Raw genomic sequence first — 15224 nt, forward strand, 5'->3', positions numbered from 1 at the left:
AACGTTTCTACGATACCCCCTAAGTAATTTTCTTCCTCGGACTTTCAATTCAATGAATCCCGGCAACGGGATTGAAACTAATAGTTTTAGCTTTTAAGGGAGCAATATGGGAAAACTTTCAATTCAATGAATCCCGGCAACGGGATTGAAACAACTTAAAAAATAGTTTGAAGGAGTTGTGCATAAAACTTTCAATTCAATGAATCCCGGCAACGGGATTGAAACTAATTAGGTTTAATTCAAAGGTAAAATTATTTGCCCCTTTCAATTCAATGAATCCCGGCAACGGGATTGAAACTCAAAAATAATAATTTGACTCGCGCCACAAACTTCCGCTTTCAATTCAATGAATCCCGGCAACGGGATTGAAACATAGATTGAAGAAAGTCTCGCAAACTTTCTTGTTTCTTTCAATTCAATGAATCCCGGCAACGGGATTGAAACCCAAGCCTCTAAACGGGGAGTCAATTGGTCTCGGTTAGCTTTCAATTCAATGAATCCCGGCAACGGGATTGAAACTTAAGAAGGAGGCTTCTTCTTTAAGCCAAGCTCTAAACCTTTCAATTCAATGAATCCCGGCAACGGGATTGAAACGATAACGGGATAGCCCGTCTTCCTTTTCTTCTTCCTTCTTTCAATTCAATGAATCCCGGCAACGGGATTGAAACAAACCGAAGTTTTTGTCGGCGAAAATTTGGAAAATTGCTTTCAATTCAATGAATCCCGGCAACGGGATTGAAACCAGCCAATGCGGCGCCTTAAAAAAGTTGGGAAAAGCTCTTTCAATTCAATGAATCCCGGCAACGGGATTGAAACTCAACACTGGCACTTTATTTTTTGCCCGGTGGCTTGCTTTCAATTCAATGAATCCCGGCAACGGGATTGAAACGGGAGCATAAAAGCCGATCGCCTCCGGCTGCTCACCTTTCAATTCAATGAATCCCGGCAACGGGATTGAAACATCAATCGGGCATGGGCGGGGAAAAACTTGGCGGCGCTTTCAATTCAATGAATCCCGGCAACGGGATTGAAACGACGCGCTATAATAGAAACAGAAAGGAGGGGAGGACTTTCAATTCAATGAATCCCGGCAACGGGATTGAAACCTACCTTGTTTTTTTTGGCGGCTCACCTCTTCTCCCTCTTTCAATTCAATGAATCCCGGCAACGGGATTGAAACCAGACCTGGCAAGGGTTGCCTCTCTCATCCGTGTGTTCTTTCAATTCAATGAATCCCGGCAACGGGATTGAAACTAAAGCCAGCCCAACACGTGAAAGCTATAATAGCGCTTTCAATTCAATGAATCCCGGCAACGGGATTGAAACGCAACGCAGCCTACAGAGAGGAAGAAAACACTAGAAGCACTTTCAATTCAATGAATCCCGGCAACGGGATTGAAACCATCCAAAGCATCATTAGTGTATGCCTCGTACAATGCTTTCAATTCAATGAATCCCGGCAACGGGATTGAAACAAACCTGGATAGAGGGCGATTTAAAGTGCTTGGAGAGCCTTTCAATTCAATGAATCCCGGCAACGGGATTGAAACCCTTTACGACCGTCGGCAAGCTCTTCAGTCTGAAAGGGCTTTCAATTCAATGAATCCCGGCAACGGGATTGAAACATCTTTTGCACAAAAGCTGACCCGGACTACTTTCAATTCAATGAATCCCGGCAACGGGATTGAAACCAGTTCTCGGAGGTCAGCCTTTGGGGGAAAAGCTTTGTGCTTTCAATTCAATGAATCCCGGCAACGGGATTGAAACTTCCCGTGGCGGCTGCTGTGGCGGCGGTTTCCGGGCTTTCAATTCAATGAATCCCGGCAACGGGATTGAAACAAAGTTTTATTGCACCCCCCGGTGTTGGGGTCGCAGCCTTTCAATTCAATGAATCCCGGCAACGGGATTGAAACAAGAATTTATCTTCACTACTCTGGAAGGTCAGACGCCTTTCAATTCAATGAATCCCGGCAACGGGATTGAAACAAGACTGTGTAAGCCCGGGCGGGCTTATCCGCGACCTTTCAATTCAATGAATCCCGGCAACGGGATTGAAACCATCTTGAAACAGATTTCAAATGCACTTCCTTAAGCTTTCAATTCAATGAATCCCGGCAACGGGATTGAAACTACATTTATTAATCTCCCGCCCTCCAGGGCGTAGCCCTCTTTCAATTCAATGAATCCCGGCAACGGGATTGAAACTATTCTAGTTTCCCCCTTCTAATCCGGTCTCCCGGCGCCTTTCAATTCAATGAATCCCGGCAACGGGATTGAAACTAAAGGTCGATTGCCTTTCGAGGGGAATCCTCGAAAACTTTCAATTCAATGAATCCCGGCAACGGGATTGAAACACGCGCCTGAATTTTAATATTTGGGAACAACTCCCGACTTTCAATTCAATGAATCCCGGCAACGGGATTGAAACCTTTGTTAAGCGGACGCATAGAAAGCATACACTTTACTTTCAATTCAATGAATCCCGGCAACGGGATTGAAACTAGTAGAGAGCATACCAGCAGCTAATACGTAGAGAACTTTCAATTCAATGAATCCCGGCAACGGGATTGAAACTTTTCTCAAAACTTGAAAACTCCTCTGCACTCAGACTTTCAATTCAATGAATCCCGGCAACGGGATTGAAACTTTTCTGGCACGCTTCTATGGGATACCATTAAGTGCCCCTTTCAATTCAATGAATCCCGGCAACGGGATTGAAACCTATAATAGAAAAAGCAGGGGGAGGAAAGGGGAGAGCTTTCAATTCAATGAATCCCGGCAACGGGATTGAAACAAAAAAAGGGCACGCCCAACGGGCGCCCAACGGGCACGCTTTCAATTCAATGAATCCCGGCAACGGGATTGAAACTTCGCGTTTGCTGCTTCGCGGTGATAAATCCTAGGCGACTTTCAATTCAATGAATCCCGGCAACGGGATTGAAACATTTCTTTTAAATCTTCGCTAGTGAGAGAGTCTAGCTTTCAATTCAATGAATCCCGGCAACGGGATTGAAACCGGTCGCGGTCGCGGTCGCGCGGTCGCGCGGTCGGGCTTTCAATTCAATGAATCCCGGCAACGGGATTGAAACAAATCAGACAACTCGACCGATTGTTCCGAATCCGGTTCTTTCAATTCAATGAATCCCGGCAACGGGATTGAAACACAGCTATATCGCCCCTATCAGGAGCAATGGGAGGTGCTTTCAATTCAATGAATCCCGGCAACGGGATTGAAACTTACCAACGTCAATCACTTGGTCACCGGACAACCGTCTTTCAATTCAATGAATCCCGGCAACGGGATTGAAACCAGATTCTGTAATCGCTCTTTTAGTTTGCGGACTCGTCTTTCAATTCAATGAATCCCGGCAACGGGATTGAAACATGTACATCTTGCTAATATCCCATGGAGGAAGATTGCTTTCAATTCAATGAATCCCGGCAACGGGATTGAAACTGAGGCTCAAGGGTCCCAGAACTTTCGGCAAAAGCCTTTCAATTCAATGAATCCCGGCAACGGGATTGAAACATAAAGTTGAAAAATTATGCGCAGAACGCGGATGGCTTTCAATTCAATGAATCCCGGCAACGGGATTGAAACACTAAAATAATTGTACTTTTTACTACTAAGGTAACCTTTCAATTCAATGAATCCCGGCAACGGGATTGAAACTAGAAAATATTTTAAATTTATTCAAACCCTTCTCTACACTTTCAATTCAATGAATCCCGGCAACGGGATTGAAACACTCTCTTTGTCCGTATGATTGCAATTTTCTTGGTAACTTTCAATTCAATGAATCCCGGCAACGGGATTGAAACTTGTTCATGGTTGTTGCTAGACACCGTAATTGTCTGGCTTTCAATTCAATGAATCCCGGCAACGGGATTGAAACACCTTGATAGCTACATTCTGGCGAAGTGGGTGGTGGCACTTTCAATTCAATGAATCCCGGCAACGGGATTGAAACCCTTCTACTTGGGATTTATTTGCACCTCAAAGCCAGACTTTCAATTCAATGAATCCCGGCAACGGGATTGAAACCCCTATCTCATAGGCGCCTTGAGATTGCTCCACCACCTTTCAATTCAATGAATCCCGGCAACGGGATTGAAACGGAAATCTTTTGATTTTGGTTCTTGGTTTCCAGAGGACTTTCAATTCAATGAATCCCGGCAACGGGATTGAAACACGAAATCTAAAGAAACCCCCTTTTTGATTTCCTTACTTTCAATTCAATGAATCCCGGCAACGGGATTGAAACAAGATTTCGTTGCGGCTAATAAGTTTGTCTAGCCAACTTTCAATTCAATGAATCCCGGCAACGGGATTGAAACATCGACTTGTCTTTAACCCGTACAGGGATTTTTTCCCTTTCAATTCAATGAATCCCGGCAACGGGATTGAAACCAGAGGGTAGCGGGTTATCGGATAGACGGCTATCAACTTTCAATTCAATGAATCCCGGCAACGGGATTGAAACATATCCGTCTGTTTCACCTTCGGCTTCAATTTCGAGTCTTTCAATTCAATGAATCCCGGCAACGGGATTGAAACAAGAAAGAATTGTCAAGGCCGTTTAATTAAACATTAATCTTTCAATTCAATGAATCCCGGCAACGGGATTGAAACCTTATCCCGGATGCCACATGGCAGAACATCCTTGATGCTTTCAATTCAATGAATCCCGGCAACGGGATTGAAACTTAAAAAAGACTTGACAATCTAATCTGGGTGCGCTACACTTTCAATTCAATGAATCCCGGCAACGGGATTGAAACCTCTTCCTTTTGGTAGCGGTACGTCTTCAATTTCAGAACTTTCAATTCAATGAATCCCGGCAACGGGATTGAAACATGCTTTCTTCAATTTCTTTGCTCAGTTTGGACGGCAGCTTTCAATTCAATGAATCCCGGCAACGGGATTGAAACAACCGCCTTATGATAGAATATAGCTCTATATAGTGCTTTCAATTCAATGAATCCCGGCAACGGGATTGAAACAACCCCGTTTCCCTTAATAGTTCTTCCTTACGCATGCTTTCAATTCAATGAATCCCGGCAACGGGATTGAAACCTCGACTCAATACACCGGATAAGTTTCGCAAATGACTTTCAATTCAATGAATCCCGGCAACGGGATTGAAACTGCACCGAATTTCACCTTCTGCCGCGTCATCTTTGGGTCTTTCAATTCAATGAATCCCGGCAACGGGATTGAAACAAGTAGTCTGTTAAATCTGGTTCTGGTTCCGAGTTCTTTCAATTCAATGAATCCCGGCAACGGGATTGAAACAGGGTTTTAACATTACGGGTAAGGCGTGAGTACGGCTTTCAATTCAATGAATCCCGGCAACGGGATTGAAACGTTGACAGAAAACCCTCGTTCACCTACGAGTAGTAGCTTTCAATTCAATGAATCCCGGCAACGGGATTGAAACTTTGGCGGTCGAGACAACGTCGAAAAAGTCTGCGCACTTTCAATTCAATGAATCCCGGCAACGGGATTGAAACTGCTTTTGGATTGTCTCCAAATCCAAAATACCCGTCCGTGCTTTCAATTCAATGAATCCCGGCAACGGGATTGAAACGCCTAGAGCAACTTAGTTTTTCTCAAAGCACAGAAGACTTTCAATTCAATGAATCCCGGCAACGGGATTGAAACACTCATATAGATTTCCGACTTGCCAAAGGACGCGATATCTTTCAATTCAATGAATCCCGGCAACGGGATTGAAACTTATCTAATATTTCAAGACCATCTATCATGTCAACCATTTTTTCAATTCAATGAATCCCGGCAACGGGATTGAAACACATCTCTCGGCGTTCTTGCGACCCTAATCTTGCCGCTTTCAATTCAATGAATCCCGGCAACGGGATTGAAACAAGATGCGATCGCGGCATGAGAGAAGACCAATCATGCTTTCAATTCAATGAATCCCGGCAACGGGATTGAAACGCAATTGCGATCGATTTTACGAGTTTTGGCGGGGGCACTTTCAATTCAATGAATCCCGGCAACGGGATTGAAACAATATTTCATTGTTTATCGGTCGATAGTTCACCGGCCTTTCAATTCAATGAATCCCGGCAACGGGATTGAAACCAGAATTTGAGAGGCGCCAAAATCCTCTGGAACCCAACTTTCAATTCAATGAATCCCGGCAACGGGATTGAAACCATCCAATTAAACCGTTAACTCAGTTTTAACACAACTTTCAATTCAATGAATCCCGGCAACGGGATTGAAACACATTTCCAACCAAACCCTTCGGTGAAATGCTCTTTCTTTCAATTCAATGAATCCCGGCAACGGGATTGAAACAATGAATTTTTTACCTTGCTGGAGGAGAGACCGCTTTCAATTCAATGAATCCCGGCAACGGGATTGAAACACTCACCTCCTAAAGCAGTTACTGACGCGGCGATCGCCTTTCAATTCAATGAATCCCGGCAACGGGATTGAAACTTCTATGGCTCCACGAGAGTTTATTTCTGTTACCTTCTTTCAATTCAATGAATCCCGGCAACGGGATTGAAACTCTCGAAAGTTTATCTCGGTCGCCTTTACCCCTTTGTCTTTCAATTCAATGAATCCCGGCAACGGGATTGAAACTAGTAACACCACGTGTTGGCTATTCCTTGGGAAACCTTTCAATTCAATGAATCCCGGCAACGGGATTGAAACCCGCACATAAGAGCTACTCTTTTTTTGATTCTCTCCTTTCAATTCAATGAATCCCGGCAACGGGATTGAAACAAACGGACGACGGTTTTGTAAGTTTTCTTCCCTGTCCCTTTCAATTCAATGAATCCCGGCAACGGGATTGAAACTTTTTCCTTTTATCCGCATAAATCGTTACCTTTGTTCTTTCAATTCAATGAATCCCGGCAACGGGATTGAAACAGGCAAGTTGTTCATACTCCTCTGGGGGGCGTTCCCTTTCAATTCAATGAATCCCGGCAACGGGATTGAAACTCGAGAATTGGGGAAAGGATTTTGAGAAAGCGCCGGACCTTTCAATTCAATGAATCCCGGCAACGGGATTGAAACCCTACAAAAATAGGCAATTCTCGCCGCCCTACAGCTTTCAATTCAATGAATCCCGGCAACGGGATTGAAACACCCTTCCGCCGCTGTAGGCGTAGGAACGTCATAGGAACTTTCAATTCAATGAATCCCGGCAACGGGATTGAAACCATTTCGTCAAGATTTTCTCCCACAGTTTCATGCCACTTTCAATTCAATGAATCCCGGCAACGGGATTGAAACGAGTTCTTTTACTCCGAACGCTTTCATCCAGCCTTGGACTTTCAATTCAATGAATCCCGGCAACGGGATTGAAACAGCAAGCCTTTAAATGATAAAAAAACGGGAATGAAACTTTCAATTCAATGAATCCCGGCAACGGGATTGAAACCCTATGGTGGATACAGTTGCAGTACGGCTACCCATGTACTTTCAATTCAATGAATCCCGGCAACGGGATTGAAACCACAATTTTCCAACTTTTGCCAAGGGGGGTTGGAAAACTTTCAATTCAATGAATCCCGGCAACGGGATTGAAACCGGCGACAGGATAAAGGTATCATCCCCCTCCCCTCCCTTTCAATTCAATGAATCCCGGCAACGGGATTGAAACTGGCGTTAACGACGTTGATGCTATTGATGTTGTTGACTTTCAATTCAATGAATCCCGGCAACGGGATTGAAACTTTCCAAATAGTTAAGGCTTTTTTCCAAGCCGAAGAAACTTTCAATTCAATGAATCCCGACAACGGGATTGAAACCTTCGGGGTTCCCACCCTACCCGCACGTTCCGATCGCTTTTAATTCAATGAATCCCGGCAACGGGATTGAAACCACTACTTTATAACGATTGTCAAGGGGGTTTGGAAAAACTTTCAATTCAATGAATCCCGGCAACGGGATTGAAACTCTTCATTTTTTTGTCCCCTATTAATCTTCCTGAATTCTTTGAATTCAATGAATCCGGGCAACGGGATTGCAACTCTAATTAACTAGACAATTTAACTCCTCAGTCCGTGGCTTCAGTTTAACCCGATTGACCGATCGCATTTCTCCGCGATCGCCCCACCGATGCAGTGGCGGGGGTCACGCACCTGACAGGTGTGAGAAAGCTACATCAGGGAAACAATGCCATAATGCAGCAACAACGCCGCCAACCCGGTTCCCACGCCCAGACCGATCGCAGTAGTTAAGCCAAACTTCCGCAGGGCGAGACCGATACCGTAATTGTGCCGTTGAATCGCACTTTTGGCGGTTCTGCTGCATATCCAGGCGGTAACGCCCACTTCGGCTATTTGTCCCGGAATCCCGGTAGTGATACCAACTAACACAAAAGACGTGCCAAAAATCAGCAGAGGAAGCAGAACCACCGCCCGTTTGAGAGTGGCCTTAAAGATATCTAACAGCCCAATCCCGATTCCGCCCATACCGGTGCCGAATAGGGCGATCGCCAATACCTTTCTCACCGGATGGTCCAACCAATCAATCGGCAATTGGCTCACCAATCCTATGCCCAACACCGCCAGAGAAGGAGCTGCCAACCACCTGCGAGAGAACTCCGCAAATCTCTCGATATCTGCATCTTTCACCTTTTCGGAAAACCCTTGGGCCGCAAGTGCGACCAAGGGAACCGCCACCGCGATCGCCATTTCCGGATAAACCGCCAGCAACGGCAAACTTCCCCCCACCCATACTAACACAATCTGCACCGGAAAAACCGCATTTGAACGCACAATTTTACCCGAATCTGCCTGCTGGATTTCTGCCGCTTCCACCCGCACGGATATGGGAATAATCTGGGTGGGAGTGGCGCAATTAGAGTGCAGTAAAATATGGCCTTCGTAGCTGCTATTTTGCCCTAAATCGCTCGACTCGATAGTCACGGTGCAATCCACCTGATTTTTTTTCAACTTAATCGGTTTTATAGCAATCCAATCCGAAGATGCCGGGGAATTTTCCGACGGGGGAGCGATTTCCCAATAGGCATCGAGCTTCGTATGGGGAACCACATTTTTCACAGTAATCGTATCCGAGAGTACCTCCCCAGATTTACCGCTCAATTCGATGCGCGTTTTGCTAAACTCCACTTGGGGTAAAGTACGAGTGACATTCAAAGGAGCGATCGCTTCTAAAGCACTCGCCGCATCGGGAAAGCGCTCTTTTGCATTCGGTTCCACCATTGTTTGCAACCACTGAATAAACTCATCGCTCGCCTGGGGCACCAAATGGGCAAAATTAATCCGATAGTTGCTATCGATCGCAGTGGTTAAATCCCGGGAGGGAGTTTGGGTCAGCAAGCAAATCAGGGTTGCCCCCAACCCGTACAAATCCGAAGCTTCAGTGAGGGGAAGATTGAGTAACTGTTCTGGCGGCATAAATCCGGGAGTGCCAGAAACCACGCTGCTTTGCACCACTTCACCGCCGCCGATGCGGGCAAAGCCAAAATCGATTAAATACACATTGCCGCGATCGTCGAGTAAAATATTTTCAGGTTTAATATCCCGATGAATCACAGCGGGAATGCGGTTTTGCAGATAAACCAAAATTTCCAAAACCGCGATCGCAATTTGCTTGACCTTCCCCGGATCGAAGCGGCTCCGAATCGCTAAAGAGCGAGCATTTTTGTACTCGTGAACCAAGCAAAACCCTTCAGCAGTCTCGAAAGAATCGAGATAGCGGGGGATACCGGGGTGACTGAGATTCTGCAACACTTGGATTTCCCGTTCGTGGGCTTTGTACGCCGACCAATCCGCACCGGGTTTGGCAAACTGAAATTGTTTGATTACCGTAGGTTGCTGAGATGCGGTGTGGGTCGCCAAATAAGTAGAACGACCCCCGGCATAATTATGGCCCAACACCTGAAGCACTTGATACCCGTGGGGCATAAAGTCAGGGAAATGCTGGCGATTTGGAACTTTGGCAGAAGTTTTTTCCTCTACACCTGTAGCAACTTGGCGGTGGAGATGGGGTTCGGCGTCCGGGTTAGAGGCGGTTGCGGGGTTGGATGGCGATTTGCCCGGGGCAAACCGCTGGGAAATATTGGTCAACCAATTTCTCACGACTTTTCCAGCCATAACTTTACCTATAGTGGCGATCCCTCTCTATTTTAGGCGATGGGCAATTGTCAAGCCCTTCCAGGGCTGAGGTAAAATTTCGAGCATTGAAAGGGGCGAGTTTTTGCCCGGATGGCACAGAGGAGAAGGGGAGTTGCGAAGGAGAACTCCTTCGCGCCACTTTTCCCGAACCGGCGGCATACAGATTAAACCACATCCTGACCAACAGGGGCACCGATGAAGGGACAGCATCTATGGAGCCAGAACAGTTAAGAAAATTAGCGGCACAGTTAGACAGTGATGTGCCGATGATGGGAAGATGGTTGCGGCGTCAGGCGGCGATCGCCCTTGCTCGGGAGAAAACGCCGGAGACGGTGAAGATATTGGCCAAGGCGTTAATCGAGTCCGAGGATGAAACCGTGCAGGCGATCGCCACCGAAACCCTGCGACAGCTTGAAGACCCCGAGCAAATCGATACCGTCTGTGGAGTATGGGCGATCGCCCGGGATCCGAAATTAACCCATTTGCTCCTAGAGCGAGGTTGGGTCGCCTGCAACCCCCTACCCGTGCGGTTGCTCGCTGCATTAAAAACCGCACAATTCGAGACCATTATCCGCAGTGGGGCAGAAATCGTCAAACCCCTACTCGCCATCTGTCGCGATCGCGACCCGCAAATCGCCCATCGCGCCCGCCAATGTTTGTTTCGCCTGCACAATCAAGAGGCGATCGATGCTCTGTGCAAGCAATGGGCCATGACCCGCACCCCATTTCTGGAACAGGCGATTTTGAGCGGCGGTTATGTAGCGCGACAACCCGCCCTGGTTCGGGTGTTGAGTGCCTTGAAAGTGGGGCGGATGGACGTGGTGACGGCGGCGGGGGCGGAAGTGGTAGAACCCTTGTTAATTGCCTGTCGCGATATCGACCGCTGGCTGGGAATCCAAGCCCTGATGGCGCTTCGCAAGTTAGACCTAGCCGAAGCCCAGGAAGAAGTCTGTCGCTGGACGATTGACAAGGACCATCCCTTAGCCGGGGAGGCGGCGATCGCGGCGCGATATGCCCCTGCAGACCCGAAACAGCGCGCTATTTTTTACGTGTTAACGGAACAGTGGCGCGAGTACCAAGAGTTAGAATTTCATCACAGCTTGCTCGGGGCGGGCTATCAAGAAGCCTCCCAAACCCTGCGATCGCGCATCGCCCAAAAAGCCCGCAAAGCCGGACGCAGCGAGATTGTCGGCGCGATCGTCGGCGGCGTGCGGCGGCATCGACTCGGGGACATGACCCCTCGGGAATGGGAAACCGCGATCGAGATTCTCAAAGAACAGCAGCAATGGCACGATATGTGGCAACTGGCGCAGGTTGCTCCCGCGGTGTGGAGCGTCAAGTTACTGCGGGAAATCAATCCCGATTCCTTGCTGGAATGGGCACCGAGTCGCGAGGCGAAAGCCTGTGAGGCATTAAAGCAATTGGCGCATCAGTGCGTGGGGGAAGTGTCGGCCCTCGCCGGACAGATGCACTGCTCTCATATTATCGGCGATCGCAAACGACAAGTTACCAGCTTTGCCCTCGGGCCTGCGCCAATCAACTTTACCAGCGATCCGCCAATGGTGGCGATCGGTACCGCCGAAGGGTCGGTGCAGTTGTGGAGTACCATCACCGGAAAACTGCTCAAAGTCCTCGGCGTCCCCTCGTTGCGCTCTGCAGCTTTAGCCCAAGGAATGGTCAAACACGACGGGCCGGTGAATTGTCTCGCCTTCAGTCACCCTGGCGTGGGTTCCTACGGCAAAACCCTGCTCCTCGCCAGTGGTAGCGATGACGGCACCGTGCGCCTCTGGCGCACCTCCACCGGCCAAGCCCTCAAGCAGCTTACGGGTCACACCGCCCCGATCCATTGTTTGGCCATCAGCCCCACCGGGGAACAACTCGCTACCGGTAGCGCCGATGGCACCGTGCGCCTCTGGCGACTGCCCACCGGCACCCTGCAGGCTACCCTCACGGGCCATCAAGGCTGGATTAATTGTCTCGGAATCAGTCCCGACGGTCAATTGCTGGTTTCTGGCAGTTCTGATGGTACCGTGCGCTTGTGGTTGCTGCCTTCTGGAGACTTGCTGCAAACCCTCACGGGCCATGAAGGGCCGGTGGAATGCTTGAGTATCAGTCCCGATGGGCAGTTACTCGCTACCGCCAGTTGGGATAAAACTGTGCGCCTCTGGTGGCTTCCCGTGGGTGCGCCGTTCAAAACTCTCACCGGTCACACCGGTTCGGTGGGCTGCATGAGCTTTAGCCCCATCGGCAGCCAACTGGCGACCGGCAGCAATGATTATACCGTGCGGTTGTGGAAAATCCCCGACGGCGAACCGCTTTCGGTCCTGGAAGCCCATCAGGGGGCGGTGTCTTGTTTGGGGTTCAATCCTACCGGGGATATCCTCGCCAGTGGGAGTTGGGATAAAACCGTGCGCCTGTGGAATGCGAATACGGGGATGGCGTTACACCAGCAGGGGGACCATTCGGATTGGATTATGGGGGTGAATTTTAGCCCCAACGGTCAAGTGCTGGTGACGAGTAGTGGCGATCGCACGGTGCGTCTGTGGACCTCGGAAATTAGTCGTCTCGGACGCTTGCCGATGTCTGAGTTGTCTTTGCGGGATTTACAATTGGTACATGGCTTGCTTCGTTGCGATCGAACTTGCACGGCGGAACGCTCTTGGCTGGAATTTCTCCACGCCCTCATGCGCTGGCACCGTCGTTGCCTCGATCGGGGCATCCGTTCTTCCCTCAACACTCGGCAACAAGAACAGATGGATTTAAAATTCAAACCGAAATCCGATTGAGGTTCAATAAAGGAGGAGGACAATCGTGGTCAGAAAAAGGCACTGGAGTTTGCCGGAAGTTCGCAACTATTCTACCGATCGCATTTTTGCCAAATTACACGAGTTCGGCGTGGAAATTACTCCGGATGAATTTCGCCAGAGCGTTCCCGCGTATTACAGCCATGACGATTTGGTAGATGATTGGGAAAAACACTATGACTTAACTGCTGAAGGATACGATAAGGATTTTATCTTGATGGCGGCAATAGTGTTGTGGCAACGGTTAACGCCAGAGGTGTTTAGCGGCGATCTCATGCACGACGCGATCGAACAAGGGTATGATTACCTGAAAATCCATCGCGATGAAAAAACCTGCGACATTTGGCTGGATTGCTGGGATAAATTTAAAGCGCAATTTGTGCCGAGGTTAAACGCTTTTTCGGAGATTGACGAGAAACTAACCGGGGGTTTATATTTAACGTCTGCGTGGTTGCTGGATATCGAAACAGAATTGGCCAACGCTGGTCTCACTAACCCCGAATACCAGCGCAAGCATCTCCAATACTGCGAAGAGTTCCTCCAGTTGTTCCCCGATGCCGATGAAGAGAGTCTGGGATATATCAAAAGCGGTCGCGCGCAAGCTCACTTAGAGCGGGGAAATACCGCCCGGGGAGAAGAACTGTTTCGGCAGTTAGTTGAAGAACATCCGGGGTTTACTTGGGGGTATATCCATTGGGGGGATATCTACTGGCTGAAAAATTATCCGCATCTAGAGGTGGATTATCAAAAGGCAGAAGATATCTATCGGATGGGGTTAAAATATGGCGAGGGCGATCGCCAAGATGTGTTAGAGCGACTGAAAGAGTTAGAACAAGCAAGGCCACAGGGTAAAGGATTTGGAACTACGGTGCAGAAAAAAAAGGGGGAAAAATCCCAGAAGAAAAAGTAAAGAAGTGAGGGGGATGGTAATTTTTTCGTGCCCTGGGTTAACTTCATCTACAGCCATCGACCCTTACTCGGGTGGAGGAAAGGGACGAGTTCCTCTCACCCGGGATTGTTGCTAGCGTCGCAGGCGATTTCTCAAGCCATTGCGAAGTTCGCGCGCTTCCTCGGAATCGTCACTGCTAACGGCGATCGCGGCAATGATGTCTCGCCCGCTTTCAATGCACATAATTTTTGCCTGGGATTCGCTGGTTTCTCCTTGGACGAATTCATTGTCCTTGACTTCTACATTGTCGAGTCTTTCCGCTTTCATGGCTTCCACTGCTTTTCTCAAGCAACCATCAAAGTTAGAACTACTCATGCGGATCCAAGTTAGGCGCAAATCCGGCGCTGCTAAGGCGGGGAGTGCCCACAGCAACAGCGTGGCACTCAATGCAGCAGAAATGGATTTTTTCGGTAAGTTCATCGTTCTCATATCTCTTATTCTAGAGTCAGCATTTATTAAAATACAACGTTTTTGCAAGGCTACAGGTTCCCTGGGAAACGTAAAAAACAGATGAGGGTTTACTGGGGGATGGAAAGGGTGGAGGTTTATATTGTATAGCGATTCTGGGGGCAGGGGGATTGAAATCGCGCCTGGGTAGGCTAAACCCGCCTTCGCGGGTTGGGTTGTACGATTTATCTGGGAGATTAAAAGGCGATCGAACAGCAGGGGGATTGAAATCGCGCTGCTGCTTCTCTTTGCTGCGCGGGTTATGGTAAGATATACTGTGAAAAAAACACCAACCAATTTTAATTGATGAGGGGTGAGAACAAGATGAGGGCAAATTGTACGCGATTGTATCTTCATTATGTCTCGGGCACTTGGGACAGATTGCCTCTGATTACACCAGATATTCAGCAAAGAGTTTATGCTTCTATAGTTGGGGAATGTAACTACTTAGAATGTAAAGTCATAGCAGTGGGGGGCATTGAAGACCCCGTGCATTTATTAGTGAGATATTCGCCTACATTAAGCGTCTCTAAGCTCATCAAACAGATAAAAGGCAGTTCCTCTCATTTCATCGCTAACGAACTCAAGCGCCATGAATTCTTCAAATGGCAAGGCAGCTATGGCGCTTTTACCGTAAGCCACAATCACCTAGACAGGGTGGCTAACTATATCAGAAATCAACGCCTTCACCATCAACAAAAATCAATCATTTCCCATTGGGAAATGCTATCCTCTCCACCATCAAACCCAAACCACTCAACAAGCGATCGCCCTTCCCCCTTCTCGCCCCACTCTGAAGAGAAGACATAAGTAAACTCTGCCCAATTTTAATCCCCCAGTGGCATGCTATCCCAGTCCGCGTAAGCGTTACCATACCCGTTAGGGAGGGCGATAGG

The 15224-nt window shown here is 48.1% G+C and carries 5 protein-coding genes and 1 CRISPR repeat array (1 of these 6 only partly in view); of the genes, 3 read left to right on the top strand and 2 right to left on the bottom strand.

Annotated features, from left to right (window positions below; genetic code table 11):
- Positions 1–8016: a CRISPR direct-repeat array (repeat unit 37 nt; unit sequence CTTTCAATTCAATGAATCCCGGCAACGGGATTGAAAC); it begins 404 nt to the left of the window's first position.
- A gap of 129 nt (positions 8017–8145) precedes the next feature.
- Positions 8146–10107, bottom strand: coding sequence for a serine/threonine protein kinase (locus AC0QH1_RS07875; protein WP_324630478.1), 1962 nt, complete (start codon positions 10105–10107; stop codon positions 8146–8148).
- A gap of 233 nt (positions 10108–10340) precedes the next feature.
- On the opposite strand from AC0QH1_RS07875, the gene AC0QH1_RS07880 reads away from it, so the two are divergent.
- Complete coding sequence (locus AC0QH1_RS07880; RefSeq protein ID WP_324630479.1) at positions 10341–12914, top strand: WD40 domain-containing protein; 2574 nt, start codon at positions 10341–10343, stop codon at positions 12912–12914.
- 25 nt (positions 12915–12939) lie between these two features.
- A complete protein-coding gene (locus AC0QH1_RS07885) occupies positions 12940–13842 on the top strand; it encodes a tetratricopeptide repeat protein (RefSeq protein ID WP_324630481.1) in 903 nt (300 codons plus the stop codon).
- Between the two features lie 111 nt (positions 13843–13953).
- Here the strand turns inward: AC0QH1_RS07885 and AC0QH1_RS07890 are convergent, their stop codons facing one another.
- Entirely contained in the window at positions 13954–14301 is a 348-nt protein-coding gene (locus AC0QH1_RS07890) for a hypothetical protein (RefSeq protein ID WP_324630482.1), read from the bottom strand.
- A gap of 351 nt (positions 14302–14652) precedes the next feature.
- Here AC0QH1_RS07890 and tnpA point away from each other — a divergent pair, with 351 nt between their 5' ends.
- On the top strand, positions 14653–15138 hold the full coding sequence (gene tnpA / locus AC0QH1_RS07895; RefSeq protein WP_324630484.1) for an IS200/IS605 family transposase: 486 nt from the start codon (positions 14653–14655) through the stop codon (positions 15136–15138).
- Positions 15139–15224 lie beyond the last annotated feature (86 nt).

It is taken from the genome of Phormidium sp. CCY1219, assembly GCF_055795085.1.